Source organism: Burkholderia sp. CpTa8-5 (genome assembly GCF_017815045.1).
GTDB classification, from domain to species: Bacteria; Pseudomonadota; Gammaproteobacteria; order Burkholderiales; family Burkholderiaceae; genus Burkholderia; species Burkholderia sola.
Genome location: NZ_JAGIQD010000006.1, coordinates 260,298 through 278,832 on the forward strand (window position 1 = coordinate 260,298; position 18,535 = coordinate 278,832).

The 18,535-nt window shown below is 70.6% G+C and carries 19 protein-coding genes and 1 riboswitch; of the genes, 12 read left to right on the forward strand and 7 right to left on the reverse strand.

All coding sequences use genetic code 11. The features are described 5' to 3' along the window. Window positions 1-13: 13 nt before the first annotated feature. The 4 genes from J8I35_RS12510 (at window position 14) to J8I35_RS12525 (ending at window position 2,160) form a co-directional block, all read left to right on the forward strand. On the forward strand, window positions 14-622 hold the full coding sequence (locus tag J8I35_RS12510) for a VWA domain-containing protein (RefSeq protein ID WP_209925611.1): 609 nt from the start codon (window positions 14-16) through the stop codon (window positions 620-622). A 61-nt stretch (window positions 623-683) separates the two neighbouring features. Next, on the forward strand, window positions 684-1,136 hold the full coding sequence (locus tag J8I35_RS12515; RefSeq protein WP_050012632.1) for a YaiI/YqxD family protein: 453 nt from the start codon (window positions 684-686) through the stop codon (window positions 1,134-1,136). Between the two features lie 96 nt (window positions 1,137-1,232). Continuing rightward, entirely contained in the window at window positions 1,233-1,805 is a 573-nt protein-coding gene (locus J8I35_RS12520) for a DUF1993 domain-containing protein (protein WP_209925613.1), read from the forward strand. Window positions 1,806-1,833: 28 nt separating this feature from the next. Beyond that, window positions 1,834-2,160 carry a low molecular weight protein tyrosine phosphatase family protein gene (locus J8I35_RS12525; RefSeq protein WP_209925615.1) on the forward strand — a complete coding sequence of 109 codons (327 nt, stop codon included), beginning with the start codon at window positions 1,834-1,836 and terminating at the stop codon, window positions 2,158-2,160. Window positions 2,161-2,216: 56 nt separating this feature from the next. Here the strand turns inward: J8I35_RS12525 and J8I35_RS12530 are convergent, their stop codons facing one another. Both J8I35_RS12530 and J8I35_RS12535 read right to left on the reverse strand, forming a co-directional pair. After that, window positions 2,217-2,621, reverse strand: a complete 405-nt coding sequence (locus J8I35_RS12530; RefSeq protein ID WP_209925617.1) for an NUDIX hydrolase — start codon at window positions 2,619-2,621, stop codon at window positions 2,217-2,219. A 157-nt stretch (window positions 2,622-2,778) separates the two neighbouring features. Further along, window positions 2,779-3,039, reverse strand: coding sequence for a hypothetical protein (locus J8I35_RS12535; protein ID WP_124652784.1), 261 nt, complete (start codon window positions 3,037-3,039; stop codon window positions 2,779-2,781). A 277-nt stretch (window positions 3,040-3,316) separates the two neighbouring features. Here J8I35_RS12535 and J8I35_RS12540 point away from each other — a divergent pair, with 277 nt between their 5' ends. The 4 genes from J8I35_RS12540 to J8I35_RS12555 all read left to right on the forward strand — a co-directional run bounded on the left by J8I35_RS12540 (window position 3,317) and on the right by J8I35_RS12555 (window position 7,922). Then, a complete protein-coding gene (locus tag J8I35_RS12540) occupies window positions 3,317-4,480 on the forward strand; it encodes a CoA transferase (RefSeq protein WP_050012637.1) in 1,164 nt (387 codons plus the stop codon). A 132-nt stretch (window positions 4,481-4,612) separates the two neighbouring features. Continuing rightward, window positions 4,613-5,914, forward strand: coding sequence for a citrate:proton symporter (locus tag J8I35_RS12545; protein WP_209925619.1), 1,302 nt, complete (start codon window positions 4,613-4,615; stop codon window positions 5,912-5,914). A 37-nt stretch (window positions 5,915-5,951) separates the two neighbouring features. Beyond that, a complete protein-coding gene (locus tag J8I35_RS12550) occupies window positions 5,952-7,118 on the forward strand; it encodes an acyl-CoA dehydrogenase family protein (protein ID WP_050012639.1) in 1,167 nt (388 codons plus the stop codon). A 60-nt stretch (window positions 7,119-7,178) separates the two neighbouring features. Further along, window positions 7,179-7,922: an IclR family transcriptional regulator gene (locus tag J8I35_RS12555; protein WP_050012640.1), complete on the forward strand. Its 744-nt coding sequence runs from the start codon at window positions 7,179-7,181 to the stop codon at window positions 7,920-7,922. Window positions 7,923-8,024: 102 nt separating this feature from the next. Here J8I35_RS12555 and J8I35_RS12560 read toward each other — a convergent pair whose 3' ends face one another. From J8I35_RS12560 to cobG, 5 genes are all read right to left on the reverse strand, one after another. Beyond that, entirely contained in the window at window positions 8,025-9,380 is a 1,356-nt protein-coding gene (locus tag J8I35_RS12560; RefSeq protein ID WP_209925620.1) for a chitinase, read from the reverse strand. A 347-nt stretch (window positions 9,381-9,727) separates the two neighbouring features. Further along, on the reverse strand, window positions 9,728-11,443 hold the full coding sequence (gene cobJ, locus J8I35_RS12565; RefSeq protein ID WP_209925689.1) for a precorrin-3B C(17)-methyltransferase: 1,716 nt from the start codon (window positions 11,441-11,443) through the stop codon (window positions 9,728-9,730). Further along, window positions 11,440-12,174 (reverse strand): precorrin-2 C(20)-methyltransferase, encoded by a 735-nt coding sequence (locus J8I35_RS12570; protein ID WP_050012643.1) that lies wholly within the window; start codon window positions 12,172-12,174, stop codon window positions 11,440-11,442. Before J8I35_RS12570 ends, cobJ begins: the two co-directional genes overlap by 4 nt. After that, window positions 12,171-12,797 carry a precorrin-8X methylmutase gene (locus J8I35_RS12575; RefSeq protein ID WP_124593110.1) on the reverse strand — a complete coding sequence of 209 codons (627 nt, stop codon included), beginning with the start codon at window positions 12,795-12,797 and terminating at the stop codon, window positions 12,171-12,173. Before J8I35_RS12575 ends, J8I35_RS12570 begins: the two co-directional genes overlap by 4 nt. Further along, window positions 12,790-14,151 carry a precorrin-3B synthase gene (gene cobG, locus J8I35_RS12580; RefSeq protein WP_348522259.1) on the reverse strand — a complete coding sequence of 454 codons (1,362 nt, stop codon included), beginning with the start codon at window positions 14,149-14,151 and terminating at the stop codon, window positions 12,790-12,792. The genes J8I35_RS12575 and cobG overlap by 8 nt, the downstream gene beginning before the upstream one ends. A 106-nt stretch (window positions 14,152-14,257) precedes the next feature. After that, window positions 14,258-14,449, reverse strand: a riboswitch (cobalamin riboswitch). Window positions 14,450-14,651: 202 nt separating this feature from the next. Here cobG and cbiE point away from each other — a divergent pair. From cbiE to cobM, 4 genes are read left to right on the forward strand one after another with little or no spacing between them, the layout of a single operon-like run. After that, window positions 14,652-15,923, forward strand: coding sequence for a precorrin-6y C5,15-methyltransferase (decarboxylating) subunit CbiE (gene cbiE, locus J8I35_RS12585; protein WP_209925690.1), 1,272 nt, complete (start codon window positions 14,652-14,654; stop codon window positions 15,921-15,923). After that, entirely contained in the window at window positions 15,923-17,011 is a 1,089-nt protein-coding gene (locus J8I35_RS12590) for a cobalt-precorrin-5B (C(1))-methyltransferase (protein WP_209925624.1), read from the forward strand. Before cbiE ends, J8I35_RS12590 begins: the two co-directional genes overlap by 1 nt. Further along, window positions 17,008-17,739 (forward strand): cobalt-precorrin-6A reductase, encoded by a 732-nt coding sequence (locus J8I35_RS12595; RefSeq protein ID WP_089488440.1) that lies wholly within the window; start codon window positions 17,008-17,010, stop codon window positions 17,737-17,739. The genes J8I35_RS12590 and J8I35_RS12595 overlap by 4 nt, the downstream gene beginning before the upstream one ends. Before the next feature lie 42 nt (window positions 17,740-17,781). Beyond that, on the forward strand, window positions 17,782-18,510 hold the full coding sequence (cobM, locus tag J8I35_RS12600; RefSeq protein WP_050012649.1) for a precorrin-4 C(11)-methyltransferase: 729 nt from the start codon (window positions 17,782-17,784) through the stop codon (window positions 18,508-18,510). The last annotated feature ends 25 nt before the right edge of the window (window positions 18,511-18,535 follow it).

Here is an 18,535-nt window from a genome sequence, read left to right on the forward strand (position 1 = left end):
CGCCGCCGCGCGCGTGCCGGGCACGGCGCGCGCCGGCACGGCCGTCGCGTGGCCGGCGACGCTCGCCGCGAAACGCGGCGGCCCGCTGCATCGCGATCATCTGCGCTACGGGAAACGCGCGGGCACGCCGCACGCGCTACATTGCTTCGTGCTCGACTGTTCGGCGTCGATGTTGTCGCATGAGCGGCTCGCGCTCGCGAAGGGGCTGATCGTCGCGTATTTCGATCAGGCTGCGCGCGCACGCGTCGAAACCGCGTTGATCTGCTTCGGCGGCAACGGCGCCGCGCGGCGCTTCGGCCCGGCCGTACCGCGCTGGTGGAACGCGCGCTGGCTCGAGCCGGTCGACGGCGGCGGCGGCACGCCGCTCGCGGACGGTGTCGCGACCGCCGCGCAGTTGCTTGCCCGCGCCGCTCGCCGCGAGCCCGGCAAGCAGCGTTGGCTGTGGGTGCTGTCCGACGGCCGCACGCGCGAGATGCCGGCCAGACCCGCGGCGGCCGATCACGTCGTGTTCGTCGACTTCGACGATGCGGCCGTGCGAATCGGGCAGGGCGCGCGGCTCGCCGCGGCGTGGGGCGCGCGATGGATGACGGCCGACGCGCTTCGCACGGATCTCGCCGGCTGATGGCCGGCCGGCGGTGCGCTATGATCGGCGTTTGCGCTTCTGCCCACTGGACACTCCCGCCATGCAAGTACTGGTCGATGCCGACGCATGTCCCGCCGTCATCAAGGACATGCTGTTTCGCGCCGCGCGTCGCGCCGAAATCCACGTGACGCTGGTCGCGAACCAGTTTCTGCGTACGCCGCCGTCGCCGTTCATCAAGGCCGTGCAGGTGCCGGCCGGCTTCGACGTGGCCGACGCGCGCATCGTCGAGCTGGCGGAACCCGGCGACCTCGTGATCACCGCCGACATCCCGCTGGCCGCCGCCGTGCTCGACAAGGGCGCGCACGCGCTCGACCCGCGCGGCAACTGGTTCAGCCGCGAGAACATCGAGGAGCGCCTGTCGACGCGCGCGATGATGGACCAGTTGCGCAGCGCGGGCATCGACACCGGCGGGCCGGCGCCGTTCAGCGCGCGCGACGGCAAGACGTTCGCGTCGCAGTTCGACCGGTTCCTCGCGCGGCACGGCAAGCCGTAACGGCATGCGTTTGCGCCCGTCTGCGCCCGGCCGGGATGCAGGTTCGCGCCGACGCTGCTATCGTGTGGCGCGAACCCTCAGCACAGGAGCGCACGCGTGTCACCGACCCAACTTCTCGTTCCGACCTACACCCAGATGCTGCGCGCCCAGTCAGCGTGGCTCGACAAGGCCGTCGCCCACCGGCAGGCCGCCGGTGACGAACCCGACGCGGCGATGACGCTGAGGCTCGCGCCCGACATGTATCCGCTCGCCGCGCAGGTGCGCTTCTCGTGTTTCCAGGCGATGGAGCCGGTGCACCGGCTGCGCGGCGAACCGCTGCCGGCGGCATTGCTCGCGTTGCGCGAGGCGGGCTGGAATGCCGATGCGCAACCTGGCTCGCCGGCCGATGCGCAGGCGCTCATCTCCGGCACGCTCGCCTTTCTCGGCGAACTCGCACCGGATGCGCTCGATGGCGGCGCAGCGCTGCCGATCTCGCTCGAGATGCCGAACGGGGTCGCGTTCGACATGACCGGCGAACAGTACGCGCGCGACTGGGCGCTGCCGCAGTTCTACTTTCACGCGATCGCCGCGTACGCGATCCTGCGCCATCACGGCGTCGAACTCGGCAAGGCCGATTACGTGCCGCACATGCTCGCCTACGTGCGGCCGGGCACGATTCCGCAGGGTTGAGCCGGCCTCCGGGCGGCCGCGAAGCGACATGGCACATGCTCTGTTCATCTGCAGCCGCAACCGGCTACGCAGCCCGACGGCCGAAGCGGTGTTCGCCGCGTGGCCGGGCGTCGAAACCGACTCCGCGGGCCTCGCGCCCGACGCGGACGTGCGGTTGTCCGCCGAGCAGCTCGATTGGGCGGACATCGTGTTCGTGATGGAGCGCGCGCACAAAGCGCGACTGTCGGCGCAATTCGGTGCGCATCTGAAGCACCGGAAGATCGTCTGCCTCGATATCCCCGACCGCTACGCGTTCATGCAGCCCGAACTCATCGCGCTGCTCGAACGCAAGGCTGGCCCATTCCTGCGCGCGTAATCGCCGCGAGCCGTGCCCAAGCCTGAGCCGGCATCGACCTTAGCGAAGCGGTTCGCTCACGAACGCAGAAAACAGTCGAGCCGCAGCAGCTCGATGATCTGGCGTGTCGGCACGCTCGCTCGCAGCGCGTCGAGCCGGTCGACCGCGAACCACTTGCAGTGGGCGATCTCGTTGCTCGCGCGCGGCATCAGGTGCGCCGGCACGTCGGCCACGAACACGTGATGCAACTTCGTCAGCCCGCCGAACTGCACCGCGTAGTCGAGCGCGAGTCCCTCGAGCCGGGTTTCCTCCGCGAGTTCCCGCCGCGCGGCTTCGAGCGGCGTCTCGCCGCGCCGGATCGTGCCGCCCGGCAGCGACCAGCGCGCCGTGGTGCGCGCGACCAGCAGCACGCTGCTGCGCTGGCGGCACACGATCGTGGCGCGTTCCTTGATGACGGCGAGGGTATCCGGCCCGGTGCTCATGTTTTGGCAAGACAGGTGCTGAATCGTGGAGAGAAGTTCACGCCTGCGGCCGTCGTCCGACAGCAGGCGGCGACGGCGTGCAAGCCGCCGCGCCGATGTTACCGGCCGTTCGTGACAGTTCCGTGCACCGCGGTCGCACGGCGGAATGGACGAAAGCTCACGCGTGCGTGTATATCCCGCTGCGCGTCGGCTTCGTGTGGCGCGAATGGCGGCGCTTGTGAACCGCACGCCGGTGATGGGGCGACGGCGCGGTCACGTGCCGACGTGCGGGCGCGGGCCGGGCCGCCGGCGCGGCGGCATGCGGCGCGGCGCCCGGCATCCCGGTTTGCCCTTCGCCGAAATGGAAAGTCTGGTTCTGCGCATGCGCGACGCCCAGCGTCGACGCCAGCACGAAGGCCGCCAGCCACAATCGTTTCATGGAGATTCCGTCTCGTGTCGTTCGGGATGAACGTGGTCCGTCAGCTTAGCGAACGGCGGGGCGTCACCGCAACCGGCCTGCGTTCGGCGTCGTTCCCGCTTGCGCGCGACGACGCGATCCGCGCGGCAGCCGGGTCCCTCCGGGCTTGACAACATAATTCTCCGGTGTGAATATAAATTCACGCACAAGAATTATTCGTCGAATCCGGAGAAGCCGCGCGCAAGCGCCCGGCCACCGGAACCGGCAGTCCGATCGACCGGAACCAGGAGCGAGACGCATGGCGGAACACGAGCAGCAGGGCGCGCTGGCGGGATTGCGCATCATCGATCTGTCGCGGGTGCTGGGCGGCCCGTACGCGACCCAGATCCTCGCCGACCACGGCGCGGAGGTGATCAAGGTCGAGCCGCCGTCCGGCGACGAGACGCGCACGTGGGGCCCGCCGTTCGACGGCGACACCGCGTCGTATTTCCTCGGCGTGAACCGCAACAAGCTCGGCATCGCGCTCGACCTGACGCAGCCGGCCGATCGCGAGCGGCTGCTCGGGCTGCTCGAACGCGCGGACGCGCTGGTCGAGAACTTCAAGATCGGCACGATGGAGCGCTGGGGGCTCGGGTTCGACGCGCTGCATGCGCGGTTTCCGCGCCTCGTGTATTGCCGCGTGTCGGGTTTCGGCGCGGACGGCCCGCTCGGCGGGCTGCCGGGCTACGACGCGGCCGTGCAGGCGCTGGCCGGGCTGATGAGCGTCAACGGCGAAGCCGGCGGTGCGCCGCTGCGCGTCGGCGTGCCGATCGTCGATCTCGTCACGGGGCTGAACGCGGCGCTCGGCGTGCTGATGGCGCTGCGCGAGCGCGATGCGAGCGGGCGCGGCCAGTTCGTCGAATCGACGCTGTTCGACTGCGCGCTGTCGATCCTCCATCCGCATACGCCGAATTTCTTTCATTCTGGCAACGCGCCCGTGCGCACCGGTAACGCGCATCCGAACATCACGCCGTACGACAGCTTTCCGACGGCGGGCGCCGACATCTTCCTGGCGGTCGGCAACAACGGGCAGTTCGCCGCGCTGTGCGACGTGCTCGGCACGCGCGACTGGCTCGACGATCCGCGTTTCGCGGACAACCGCGCGCGCAGCCAGCACCGCGCCGCGCTGCGCACGCTGCTCGAAACGGCGCTGGCCGCGCACGACGGCGCGACGCTCGCCGAGCACCTGATGCGCCGCGGCGTGCCGTGCGCGCCCGTGCTCGGGCTCGACGCGGCGCTCGACCATCCGCATGTCGCGCACCGGCAGATGAAGGTCGAGCTGGGCCGGCACCGCGGCATCGCGTCGCCGATCAAGCTCGGCCGCACGCCGGCCACGTACCGGCGGCCGCCGCCCGCGCTGAACGAACATGCGGCGCAGGTGTTCGAGGACGACAACGGCAACGACGACCACCGCCGCACCTGACCGGCATCGCGGCGTCGGCCGTGCCGCACAGCGGCGCACGGCCGCGCGCCGCGCACACCCACATTCGGACATCACGTCGGCCCGCGCATCGACACGCCCGTCGATGCGCGCCGGCTGAAGAGGAGACGCATCATGCTCGCATGGATCGGCGCGGTCGCCATCGTCGCGCTGTTCGGCCTGATCATCACGAAGCGGCTGTCGCCGCTCGTCGCGCTGATCGTCGTGCCGGTGGCCGCGTCGCTCGCGGCCGGTTTCGGACTGCAGACCGGCAAGTTCGTCGTGCACGGCATACAGAACATCGGCCCGATCGCCGGGATGTTCGTTTTTGCGATTCTATTTTTCGGAATCCTCACCGATGCGGGGATGCTCGCCCCGATCATCGCGGGCGTGCTGCGCGTGATCGGCTGCCATCCGCCGCGCATCGTGATGGGCTCGGCGCTGCTCGCGCTGCTGATCCATCTCGACGGCTCGGGCGCGGTCACGTTTCTCGTCACGCTGCCCGCGATGATGCCGCTCTATACGCGGCTCGGGATGGATCGCCGTATCCTCGCGTGCGTCGCGTCGATGGCGGCCGGCGTCAACTTCCTGCCGTGGGTCGGCCCGATGCTGCGCGCGTCGGCCGCGCTGCACATTCCCGGTTCGGCAATCTTCACGCCGATGATCCCGGTGCAGATCGTCGGGCTCGTGTTCGTGTTCGGCACCGCGTACGTGCTCGGCGTGCGCGAGGCGAAACGGCTCGGGCTCGACCGCGCCGGCGCGGCCGCGCTCGCGATCGCGCCGCGCGAGCTGACCGACGCCGAACGCGCGTTGCGCCGCCCGGGACGCTTCGGGATCAACGTCGCGCTCACGCTCGTCGTGCTCGGCACGCTGGTGTCGGGCATCGTCGACCCGATGGTGATGTTCATGCTCGGCACGGTCGCCGCGCTGGTGATCAACTATCCGGACGTCCAGGCACAGCGCGAGCGGATCGACGCGCATGCGAAGGCCGCACTGATGATGGCGAGCGTGCTGCTCGCGGCCGGCGCGTTCACCGGCATCATGTCCGGCACAGGGATGCTGAAGGCGATGGCCGAGGTCGTCGTCGCGCACGTGCCCGTCGAGCATGCGCGCCACATGCCGTTCGTGCTCGGGCTGCTGTCGATGCCGCTCAGCCTGCTGTTCGATCCCGACTCGTTCTACTTCGGTGTGCTGCCGGTGCTCGCGGAGAGCGGCAAGCTGCTCGGCGTGCCGCCGATCCAGATGGCGCAGGCCGCATTGCTCGGCCAGATGACGACGGGCTTTCCGGTGAGCCCGCTCACGCCCGCGACGTTCCTGATCGTCGGCCTGACCGGCGTCGAGCTCGCCGAGCACCAGAAATTCACGATTCCGTTCCTGTTCGCCGCCACCGTGCTGATGGTCTTCGCCGCGGTCGCGACGGGCCTGTTTCCATTGTGAGCGGCGCGGCCGTTCACGCTTTCCGGGAGAGCAGTCCATGCAGTTCGACCTGACCGACGACCAGCGCGCGATCGAAAGCGCGATCGAGAAAATCTGCGAACGCTTCGGCGACGACTACTGGCTCGAACGCGATCGCGCCGGCGGGTTTCCCGCCGATTTCCACGCGGCGCTCGCCGACGCCGGCTGGCTCGGCATCGCAATGGACCCGGCCTACGGCGGCGCCGGGCTCGGGATGACAGAGGCGGCGCTGATGATGCGCACGATCAGCGCGTCGGGCGCAGGGCTGTCCGGCGCGTCGGCCGTCCACATGAACATCTTCGGGCTGAACCCGGTGCAGGTGTTCGGCAACGACGCGCAGAAGGCGCGCTTCCTGCCGCCGCTGATCGCCGGCCACGACAAGGCGTGTTTCGCAGTAACGGAACCCGATGCGGGGCTCGACACCACGCACCTGAGCACGCAGGCGCGCCGCGACGGCGATCACTACGTGCTGAGCGGACGCAAGATCTGGATCTCGACTGCGCAGGTCGCGAACAAGATGCTGATCATCGCGCGCACGACGCCGCTCGACCAGGTCGCGAAGCCGACCGACGGGCTGAGCCTGTTCTATACCGACCTCGACCGTTCGCATGTCGAAGTGCGCGAGATCGAGAAGATGGGCCGCAAGGCGGTCGATTCGAACATGCTGTTCATCGACAACCTGCGCGTGTCGCGCGACGACCTGATCGGCCACGAAGGCGACGGCTTCCGCTATCTGCTGCACGGGCTGAACCCCGAACGGATCCTGATCGCGGCCGAGGCGATCGGCCTCGGGCAGGCCGCGCTGCGCCGCGCGACGCAGTATGCGTGCGAGCGCGTCGTGTTCGGCCGGCCGATCGGGCAGAACCAGTCGATCCAGCATCCGCTCGCGCAGGCGTGGATGCAGCTCGAGGCCGCGTGGCTGATGGTGATGAAGGCCGCGACGCGCTACGACGCGGGCCAGTCGTGCGGCGCGGAGGCGAACGCGGCCAAATACCTCGGCGCGGAAGCCGCGTTCCACGCGTGCCAGACGGCGATCGCGACGCACGGCGGGATGGGGTACGCGAAGGAATATCACGTCGAGCGCTATCTGCGCGAGTGTATGATTCCGAGGCTCGCGCCCGTGAGTCCGCAACTGATCCTGTGCTACATCGCGGAGAAGGTGCTCGGGCTGCCGAAGTCATACTGACCGTAGCGACCCGGCGGCCCGCCCGGCGCGCGGTTTCCCGTTCCGAATCAAGCGCTCGTCATGGACGTCAAACTCGTTGCCCGCACGCTCGACCTGTTCGAGCTGTTCGCCGCCGAACGGCGGCCGCTGCCGCTCACCGAACTCGCGCGCCTGCTCAATGTGCCGGCGTCGAGTTGCCTCGCGATGGCGCGCACGCTCGTGAGCCGCGGCTATCTGTACGAAGTGCGCAAGCGCGGCGGCTACTATCCGACGCGACGCCTGCAGACGGTCGCCGCCGCGATCGACGCGACCGATCCGGTCGTCGACATCGTGCATCCGCACCTCGTCGCGCTGCGCGACGCGAGCCGCGAAACGGCGGTGCTCGGCAAGATCCAGGGTGCGTCGGTCACGTATCTCGACGTCGTCGAATCGGAACAGGCGATCCGCTATACGCGTCAGCCGGGCGAGCTGCGGCCGCTGCATGCGAACTCGATCGGCAAGGCGATTTTCGCGGAACTCGCGAGCGATGCGCAGCAGGCGCTCGGCGCGCAACTGCCGTTCGAACGCTTTACCGACGCGACGGTGGCCGACCTCCCGGCGCTCGTCGCGCAGACCGCGCGGTTTCGCGAACTCGGCTGGGCCGAGAATTTCGGCGAGAGTGCGCCGGAGCTATCGGCGATCGCGGTCGCGCTGACGCTCGACGGCGACTGGTACGGGCTGTCGGTCGTCGGGCCGACCGAGCGGATCCGCCAGCATCGCGACACGCATGCGGCGCTGCTCGTCGACGCGAAGGCGCGGCTGCAGGCCGAGCACGCGCGCGGGTAGGGCAGCGGCGCGCGACGGCGCGGGCAACGGGCCGTCGCCGGCGTGCGGTCCCGCCACGCCGGAAGCGGCCCGCCGCACGTCACGCGCGAGCGTGTCGCACCGTCACGACTTCACCCACACGCCGCCCGCGCTCGGGTTGTCGCCCTGCGTCCACCATTTCGCGCAATACTTCGCGCCCTGATACGTCACGCACGTGCCGCCCTGATACGCGGTCGTCGCCGACCACGCGGGCGTGCCGCCGCTTATCGGCTTCCACACGGCCGCCTGGCCCGGCACGTCGCCCTGCGTCCACCACTGCGCCTGATACGTGGTGCCCTGGTAGGTGACCGTCGCGCCGGCCGTATAGACCTGGCCGGCCGCCCACGGTGCGCCCGGCTGCGGCGTGCCGCCGTCCGAGCCGCCGCCGTAGTTCGGATCCTGCGTGACGCCCGCGCCCCACTTGCCGTCGAGCTTCTTGAAGATCGTCGCGAATGCGTACGGCTGCTGCGCGACGCCGGAGCAGGTCGGCGACGCATACGCGCCGCCCGACGGGCACGCCTGATCGCGGCCGACCGACCAGTTGCCGAAGAAACCGTAGCCGTTCGCGACGGCCGCGTTCAGCACGGTCTGCGCATTCGCGAGCGTGAAGGTTTCGCCCTGCACGTCGTTGACGCCGATCATCGGCGTGACGCCGACCATCTGCCACAGCTGCGCGTTGGTCTTCGGCTGGCCGGCCGACTTGAACGCGGTGTCGAGCTGCGAATAGAGCGCCTGCGCGGCGCTGATCGCGGCGGCGCCCATGTCGATGTTCGCGGGGCCGTAATCCATCGCCATCACGTTGACCGCGTCGAACGTGGTCTTGTTCGCGATGGCCGCGTTGACGACGTTCACGCCGTCCTGCGTGAGCCCGGTCGGCATCGTCGGCAGCGTCAGCGTCACGTGCAGCGGCTTGCCCTTCGCCGCATAGTCGGCTTGCAACTGCGCGACCGCCTGGAAGTTGCGCGTGACCGCCGCCGTGTCCTGCTGCGACGCGCCCTCGATGTCGAAGTCGATATGCGTGAGGCCGTACGTGTCGATCACCGTCTGGTACGCGGTCTTCAGCGCGGGAACCGTCGAGCACGCCTGCATCAGCGGCGTGCCGTTCGCGCCGCCGAACGACACCGCGACTTCGCCGCCTTTCGCGCGGTAGCTCGCGATCGACGTGGACAGCGCGGTCAGCAGCCCGCCGCTCGCGCCGTTGCCGATCGGCTGCACGCCGCCCCACGACGGCACGCAGCCGGTGCCCGCGACCACGAATGCGAGCGTGAACTGCTGGATGCCCTGGCGCACGCCGATCTGATCGACCAACGGCGTTGGATAAAGCGTCACGTCGACATACGGCGCATAGACGCCGGCACCGTGCGACACGCTCGCCATCGCGAGCAGACAACCCGCGGCAAACCCACGCGGAATGAAACGCGGCAACACATTGTTGTTCATTCTGTGTTCTCCAAGTGGAAGAGGGATACGCTGGCCTGCGTATCGTCGCCGGGGGGCAACGCACATGTCCCGCCGGCGGCGTGCCTATCTTCGAGGATTCGCGTCGAATAGGAAACTTAGGTGTTCTTCTTTTTGTTATTCGATTTCCGATACGTAACGAACTTGCCGATTCGGTCGAATATCGAAACGCGCGGAGGGCACTTTTTCCGATCGATCGCGCGCCGCCGCGCGGATGGACCGGTTCCAGCGAACCGGCATGCGGATCAACGGCTCGCTCGCATGCGCATTCACATTCGTGCGAACCCCGCCGGGATGCGGTATGCGCAACCCGGCGGGCGCAGCGGCGTTCAACGATACCAGCGCGGCGTATAGACCCATTCGCGTGCGTTGCCGATCGCGAAGCGCCGCGTCGTCGACGAGCCGACGATCACCATCGTGCGCATGTCGACCTGGTCGCTGCGCAGCGCGCCGAGGGTCGTGGTCGAAAGCGTCGCGCCCGGCCGCCCGATGTCGCGGCCGAGCACGACCACCGTGTCGGCCGCGCGATGCACGCGCACGATATCGAGCGCACGGTCGAGCTGCCACGGCCGCGCGCGCGAGATCGGGTTGTAGAACGCCATCACGAGATCGGCTTGCGCCGCGTGCCGCAGGCGCGTCTCGATCACGTCCCACGGCTTCAGGTTGTCCGACAGCGAGATCGCGCAGAAATCGTGGCCGAGCGGTGCGCCGGCCTGCGCGGCCGTCGCGAGCGACGCCGAGATGCCGGGCTCCACGCGCAGGTCGACCGCGGCCCATTGCGGGTCTCGGGCTTCATCGAGCGCTTCGAGCACGGCCGCGGCCATCGCGAATACGCCGGGGTCGCCCGACGACACGACCGCGACGCGCCGGCCCTCGGCCGCCAGTTCGAACGCATGGCGCGCACGCTGCATTTCCTCGCGATTGTCGGTGCCGTGCACGCGCTGGTCGGCCCGAAACGGGCCGGCCATGTTCACGTAGGTGGTATAGCCGAGGATGTCGGTCGAATCCGCGAGCGCCGCGCGTGCGGCCGGCGTGAGCCAGGCGGCGCCGCCCGGGCCGAGGCCGAGCACCGTCAGGCGGCCGCGTGCGCGGCCGAGCGTGGCCGGATCGACCAGGTGCGATGCGATCGCGCACGCGAGGCCGTTCGATTCTTCACGTAGCGTGTGGGCGACGCGTAATGCGCGGCCGAGCAGCGTGGTGGCGTCGGCGGGCGCGTCGCGGTCACTATCGCTATCGACGAAACGCAGCGGCACGTCGAGCGTGTTCGCCGCTTCTTCCAGTGCGGGTTCGCCGATCGCCGATGCGGGCGCGACGAGGGCCGCGAGCGCCAGCCGCGCGAGGCCCTGTGCGTCGAGCAGGGCTTCGATGCGCGCAGCAAGCGCTTCGCCGGCATGCGCGGCATTCGCGGCGACGCCGACCACCACGCTGCGCGGATGAATCACGAGTTCGTCGCGCGCGCCGCGCCACGCATCGGGCGTCACGCGAATCGCGTGCGCGGCCGCGGCATCGCGCGGCAGCGCGACGTCGTCGAGCCACGGCGCGGCGCCGTCGATGCGCATCGACGCGCCCGCGAGCAGGTCGGAGACGAAGCGCTTGCCCTGCGCGAGATCGGCGAGCGCATAGCCTTCCGGCGGATTGAGCACGCACGCGCCGAAGCGTAGTTCGCCGCTCGTCGTGATCGCGGGCGCGACGCCGACGCATTCGGCGATTTCGCGCGCGATCACGTTGACGCCCGTCAGCCCGCCGAGCAGCGGCACGACGGCCGAGCCGTCCTCCGCGACCGCGAGCACCGGCGGCTCGACGCCCTTGTCGGCGAGCGCGGGCGCGAGGCAGCGGATCACGATGCCGGCCGCGCACAGCGCGACGATCGGCAAGCCTCGCGCATAGAGTTCGCGCAGGTGAGGGCCGAGTTCGTCGAACGGCACGTCGGCCTCGACGCGCGACGCGAGACCGTGCACGAGGGCACCCGGATAACGCGCCTGGATACGCTGCGCGGTATCGAGCGCGCCCGCGCCGAGGATCACGATCGCGGGCGGCGTCGTCATCCTTGCCATTTTTCCCCCGGCACGACGAGCAGCGAGAAATACGGCGACGCCATCGGATCGACTTCGTCGAGCGGCACGATGCGCTGGTTCGCCATCGTCGCGCGCTCGACGTAGAGCGCGCGCTTCGCGAGCCCGAGTTCGTCGAGCACGCGCCGCACCTTGTCGAAATTGCGGCCGAGCTTCATCACGACGGCCGCGTCGGCCCGCGCGAGCCGCTCGCGCAGTTCGTGCTCGGGCAGCACGCCCGACAGCACCGACAGGCTCTGGTTGCGATAGACGAGCGGCTGGCCGAGCACGGCCGTGCCGCCGAGCATCGCGCACACGCCCGGGATCACCTCGGTGTCGTAGCGCGGCGCGAGACGGTCGTGCAGGTACATGTACGAGCCGTAGAAGAACGGGTCGCCTTCGCAGATTACCGCGACGTCGCGGCCTGCATCGAGGTGCGCGGCGACGATCTCGGCCGCGGTGTCGTAGAAATCGGCGATCACCGTCTCGTAGCACAGCGGCGGCGGCAGCGCCTCGGTCGTCACCGGATAGACGAGGGGCAGTTGCGTCTGTCCGTCGAGCAGGTGCGCTTCGACGATGCCGTACGCGTTGCCTTTCTTGCCCTTCGCGACGAAATACGCGACCACGGGCGCCGCCTGCAGCACGCGTAGCGCCTTGATCGTCATCAGTTCCGGATCGCCGGGGCCGACCCCGACCCCGAACAGCCGTCCGCGCGCGCGCGTCATTCGACCTCCGTCGCGAGCGCATTCACCGCGGCGGCGGCCATCGCGCTGCCGCCGCGCCGGCCGAGCAGCGTGACGTACGGCACGCCGCGGCTGTCGGCGTCGAGCGCCGCCTTCGATTCGGCCGCGCCGATGAAGCCGACCGGGAAACCGACGATCAGCGCGGGGCGCGGCGCGCCGGCGTCGATCATGTCGAGCAGGTGGAACAGCGCGGTCGGCGCATTGCCGATCACGACGACGCTGCCCGCGAGATGCGGACGCCACAGTTCGAGCGCGGCGGCCGAGCGCGTGTTGCCGAGGCGTTGCGCGAGATCGGGCACCTGCGGCTCGCCGAGCGTGCAGATCACGCGGTTGGCCGCGGGCAGCCGCGCGCGCGTGATGCCTTCGGCGACCATCCTCGCGTCGCACAGGATCGGTGCGCCGGCCGCGAGCGCGGTGCGGCCGGCCGTGCCGGCGCCGGCGGAAAAACGCAGGTCGTACACGACGTCGACCATTCCGCTCGCATGGATCACGCGTACCGCGAGTTTCTCGAGATCGGGCGGCACCTGCGACAGGTCGGCCTCGGCGCGGATCGTCGCGAACGACTGACGGTAGATTTCCTGCCCGTCGCGAATGTAGTCAAGCATCGGTGGTGTCCTGGCTGTGCCGCGCGTCCATGAGGCGGACCGCGGCCTGGTCAATCGTCAGACGGCGCGCGAGCAGGGCGCCGAGGCCCGCGGCCGCGTCGCGCCGATAAAGGTCGTAGCGTTCGGGCGCCACCGCGACGAGCGTATGCACGGCAGCGTGCGGCAGCGCGCAGTGGCGTTCGCAACCGGTCAGATGCACGTCGAGCGGATGGCCGATGCGCGCGGCGAGTGCAAGCGCGTCGCGTTTCGTGTCGGCGTGCGCTTTCGCGCAGCCCGCGCTGCCGGTGCAGGCGACGAGCGTCGCCAGCGGGTCGGACGCCGCGCACACGAGGCCGAGCGACGCGAGTGCTTCGCGCGTCGCAGCCGCGTGTTGGTTCGATACGCCGTGCATGAACACGCCTTGCCACGGCGTCATCGACAGCGTGCCGTCGCCGTCGGCTTCGGCCAGCGCGGCGAGCCGCTCCAGTTGCGCCGCGTCAAGCCGCCCGAGCGCGAATTGCGCGCCGATGCTGCAGCGTGCCGCGTCGCGCGACGGGTATGCGCCGAAACGCAACGCGGCGTCCGCGGGCGTGCGCCGCCAGCCGGCGAGCGTCGGATCGGCCGCGAGCGGGAACGGCAGATAGTGTTGCGCGCGCTCGAGCAGCATGCGTTCGCCGCACATCGACAGCAACGCGCGCATCCGCGTGACGTCGGCCGGCGCGAGATCGAGGAACGCGAGCAGCAGTGCGCGGACCAGTGCGACGCCCTGATCGATCGACACGTCGACCGACGCGGGCCGGTCGTCGTGCGCAACCGGAGGGCAGCCGGCCAGCCCCGCCGCGAGACGTACCGCGCCGTCGCCGCGACGCCACGCGGCGAGCCAGACGTCGTGCGGATGATCGAGCGCCGCGACCGCTTCGCCGCCGTCGAGCTGGATCGAGAATTTCGGCGACAGTTCGCCGCGGCGCGGCTCGCTCGCGAGCATGTCGAGCAGCGGTATGGCGAGCGCACGGCTATCGACGAGCGCGGCCGGATCGTGCCCGGCGAGCGGGCTCAGCATCACGTTGCGAACGTCGTCGCTCGCCGCGAGCGCGGCCGCATCGATGGCGGTGTTGCCGGCGCTTGTGCGCGGGCCGAGCCCTGCTTCGAGCAGCGCGCGCGCGAGCGCATCGGACGCACCGTCGCGAATGCCGCGCAACTGGAGATTCGCGCGATTGGTCGCATCGATCTCGCCGGAGCCGTGCAGGCGCGCGGCGGCGGCGATCGCACGCGCCTGGCGCGTGTCGAGCCGGCCGCCCGGCAGCTTGATCCGGCACAGCCCGCCGTCGGCGGCCGCGACCACGCGCACGAGCCCCGGGCAAGCCGACGGGCGCACGATGGGCGACGCAGGAATCGAATCGGGGGCGGAATTCAACGGGATACCGGAACAGTGTGGCGCCACGGCCAACGCATCGGTACACCCCGCCCGACGCCGACTGGCACGCACGCACTTTCTGGCCGGCAGGTCTCCTGGCTGACAGGTCGGCGCCGCCTCCCGGCCTTCCCGGTGAAACCAGTGGCATGAGGGGGAGATCGGCTCGCTGTCTACAGTTGCGGGGGCAGCCACAGCGGCGCGCGGTGCGCCCTGTGTTCCCTCTTCGGCCCCGAAGGGCACCGGCGAACGAACGGCCGTAGGATACCCGATTTCGGCCGCGATTCGCGACCGGCCGGCCGTTCGAGGCCGGCGAAGCGGGCAACGGTCGGGAGCGGGCGAGCCGGCAGATGAAACGCCGGGTGGAACACGGTACCATGCCGTTTTTTGCAACGCGGACGGCGGCACCGGCGCTTTCACGGCCGCGCGGCGACACGATGGAATCGAACGATGGGGAAGGGTGCATGACGGCGTGGCTGACGGTAGTGGGCATCGGCGACGACGGTTACGCGGGGCTCGGACGCCACGCGCGGCGCGCGCTGCTCGATGCGACGCACGTGGTCGGCGCGAAACGGCATCTCGACATGCTGCCCGCCCGGCTGCGCGCCGCGCGCGAAGCATGGCCGTCGCCGTTCGACCTGTCGGCGCTGCTCGCGCGCCGCGGCGCGCCCGTGTGCGTGCTCGCAAGCGGCGACCCGATGCTGTTCGGCGTCGGCGCGACGCTCGCCCGCGCGCTTTCCCCCGACGAATGGCGCGTGCTGCCCGCGCCGTCGTCGCTGTCGCTCGCGGCCGCGCGGCTCGGCTGGGCGCTGCAGGACGTCGGCGCGGTCTCGCTCGTCGGGCGTCCGCTCGCGACGCTGGGCCGCCACCTGCTGCCGGGCCGGCGGCTGTTCGTGCTGAGCGCCGACGGCCGTACGCCGGCCGCGGTCGCGGCCGAACTCGTCGCCCGCGGCTTCGGGCCGACGCGCATCAGCGTGTTCGAACATCTGGGCGGCCCGCTCGAACGGCGGATCGACGGCCTCGCGCACGACTGGAACATCGACGAAACCGCCGCACTCAATCTCGTCGCGCTCGACTGCCGGGCGGGCCCCGACGCGCCGCGCCGCGCGCTCACGCCCGGCCTGCCCGACGACGCGTACCGCCACGACGGCCAGCTCACCAAGCGCGACCTGCGCGCGATGACGCTCGGGCGCCTCGCGCCCGCGGCCGGCGAACTGATGTGGGACGTCGGCGCCGGCAGCGGCTCGATCGGCATCGAATGGATGCGCGCGCATCCATCCTGCCAGGCGATCGCGATCGAAGCGCATGCGGAGCGGCAGCGCTTCATCGAACACAACCGCGATACGCTCGGCGTGCCGGGCCTGCAACTCGTCGCGGGCCGTGCGCCCGATGCGCTCGCGGGGCTCGCCGCGCCCGACGCGATCTTCATCGGCGGCGGCGCGACGGCGCCCGGCGTGCTCGACACGTGCTGGGCGTCGCTGAAACCCGGCGGACGGCTGGTCGCGAACGCGGTCACGCTGCAAGGCGAGATGGCGCTCGCCGCGTGGCGCGATGCGCACGGCGGCACGCTCACGCGCGTGTCGCTCGCGCACGCCGAACCGCTCGGCCGCTTCGACACGTGGCGGCAGCCGCTGCCGGTCACGCTGTACGACGGGCGCAAGCCCGACGCGACAGACGCGGCCGACGCGGCAGGTTCGTCGAATAGGGCGAACCCGTCGAACCCAGCGGACGCGTGATGCGCGACGAAACCCCCGAACAGCCCGCGCCGCTGCGCTTCGGCTACACGACCGGCAGTTGCGCGACCGCGACGTCGCTCGCGGCCGCGCGGCTGCTGCTCGCCGGTCACGCGGACGACGCGGTCGAGATCGTGCTGCCGAAGGGACAGCGCGTGATGATGCGGCTCGAATTCTGCCGCGTCACGGCCGACGGCGCCGAAGCCGGCACGATCAAGGATGCCGGCGACGATCCGGACGTCACGCACGGCGCGCTGATCTTCGCGCGCGTCGCGCTCGCGGCAGCGCCCGGCGTGCGCTTTCATGCCGGGCCGGGCGTCGGCACGGTCACGCGCGCGGGGCTCACGCTGCCGGTCGGCGAACCGGCGATCAACCCGGTGCCGCGCCAGATGATGACCACGCACCTCGAAGCGCTCGCCGCCGAGCACGGCTATACGGGCGGTTTCGACGTGACGATCGGCGTCGAAGGCGGCGAGGCGCTCGCGCTGAAGACGATGAACCCGCGCCTGGGCATCGTCGGCGGGCTGTCGATCCTCGGCACGACCGGCATCGTGCGGCCATTTTCGTGTTCGGCCTATATCGCATCGATTCATCAGGGCATCGACGTCGCGCGGGCGAACGGCATCGCGCACATCGCCGCGTGCACCGGCAACGCGAGCGAGGATGCGATGCGCGCGTACTACCGTCTGCCCGACATGGCGCTGATCGAGATGGGCGATTTCGCGGGCGCGGTGCTCAAGCACCTGCGGCGCGCGCCGGTCGCGCGCCTTTCGATGTGCGGCGGCTTCGGCAAGCTCAGCAAGCTCGCGGCCGGCCATCTCGACCTGCACAGCCGCCATTCGAGCATCGATCTGCCGCTGCTCGCGCAGTGGGCGGCGCAAGCCGGCGCGAGCGATGCGCTGCAGGCCGCGATGCGCGCCGCGAACACGAGCCAGGAAGCGTTGAAGCTCGCGCAGGCCGACGGCGTGCCGCTCGGCGACCTCGTCTGCGCGCATGCGCTGCGGGTCGCACGCGACATCGTGCCGCCGTCGGTCGCGGTCGAAATGTTCGCGATCGACCGACAGGGCCGCTTCGTCGGGGAGGCGCGATGAGCCCGCGCATCCTGCTGCTCGGCGGCACCGGCGATGCACTGAAAATCGCGCGCGCGCTCGGCCCACATCATGTCTATAGTCTCGCCGGCCTCGGCAAGACGCCCGACGATTTGCGCTGCGACGTGCGCGTCGGCGGTTTCGGCGGCGCAGCCGGGCTGACCGCGTATCTTCGCGACGCCGGCATCGGCCTCGTGATCGACGCCACGCATCCGTATGCCGCGCAAATCAGCGCGAACGCCGCGGCGGCGACGCGCGACGCGGGCGTGCCGCTATGGGCGCTGCGCCGCGCGCCGTGGACGCCGCAACCGGGCGACGACTGGCGGATGGTCGACGACTGGGCCGGCATCGAGGCCGCGCTCGCGCCGTTCAGGCGTCCGCTGTTCACGCTCGGCCGCGAGCCGCTCGCGCATCTCGACGCGATCCCGCCGCACCAGTTCTGGCTCGTGCGCTGCCTCGATGCGCACCCCGGCAACGCCCGCGCGCAGGTCATCGCCGCGCGCGGGCCGTTCACGCCCGACGGCGAGCGCGCACTGTTCGCGCTGGCCGGCATCGACGTCGTCGTCAGCAAGAACAGTGGCGGCGCGGCCACCGAGGCCAAGCTCGACGTCGCGCGCGAACGCAGGCTGCCGGTCGTGATGCTGCGTCGGCCGCCGCTGCCCGATGCCGACCGCGCGTTCGACTCGGTCACGGCGCTCATCGACGCACTCGATCCGGCCGCGCGCGCCTGACGCGACGCAGCGGTCACCCCACGAATTGACGGAGAATTTTCGATGACGGTGTACTTCATCGGCGCGGGCCCCGGCGACCCGGAGCTGATCACGGTGAAGGGCCAGCGCCTCGTGCGCATGTGCCCGGTGATCCTGTATGCGGGTTCGCTCGTGCCGGCCGCCGTGCTCGACGGTCATTGCGCGGAGCAGGTCGTCAACACGGCCGAGCTCGACCTCGATGCGATCGTCGCGCTGCTCGCCGCCGCGCACGCGAAAGGGCAGGACGTCGCGCGCGTGCATTCGGGCGACCCGTCGCTGTACGGCGCGATCGGTGAGCAGATCCGCCGCCTGAAAGCGCTCGGGATTCCGTACGAAATCGTGCCGGGCGTGACGGCCACGGCCGCGTGCGCGGCGACGCTCGGTGTCGAGCTGACGCTGCCCGGCGTCGCGCAGACGGTGATCCTCACGCGCTTCGCGGGCAAGACGACGATGCCGGAAGGCGAAGCGCTCGGCGCGCTCGCCGCGCATCGCGCGACGCTTGCGATCCATCTCGGGGTGCGCCATCTCGCGCGTATCGTCGACGAAGTGCTGCCGCATTACGGCGCCGATTGCCCGGTGGCGGTGATCTATCGCGCGAGCTGGCCCGACGAGGAACGCGTGACGGGCACGCTGGCCGACATCGTCGGCAAGGTGCAGGGCACGCAGATCGAGCGCACCGCGCTGATCCTGATCGGGCGCGTGCTCGACGCCGAAGGGTTCGCGGATTCGACGCTGTACGCGAGCGGGGGCTGAACGCACCTGCGCCCGCGCCGCTGGC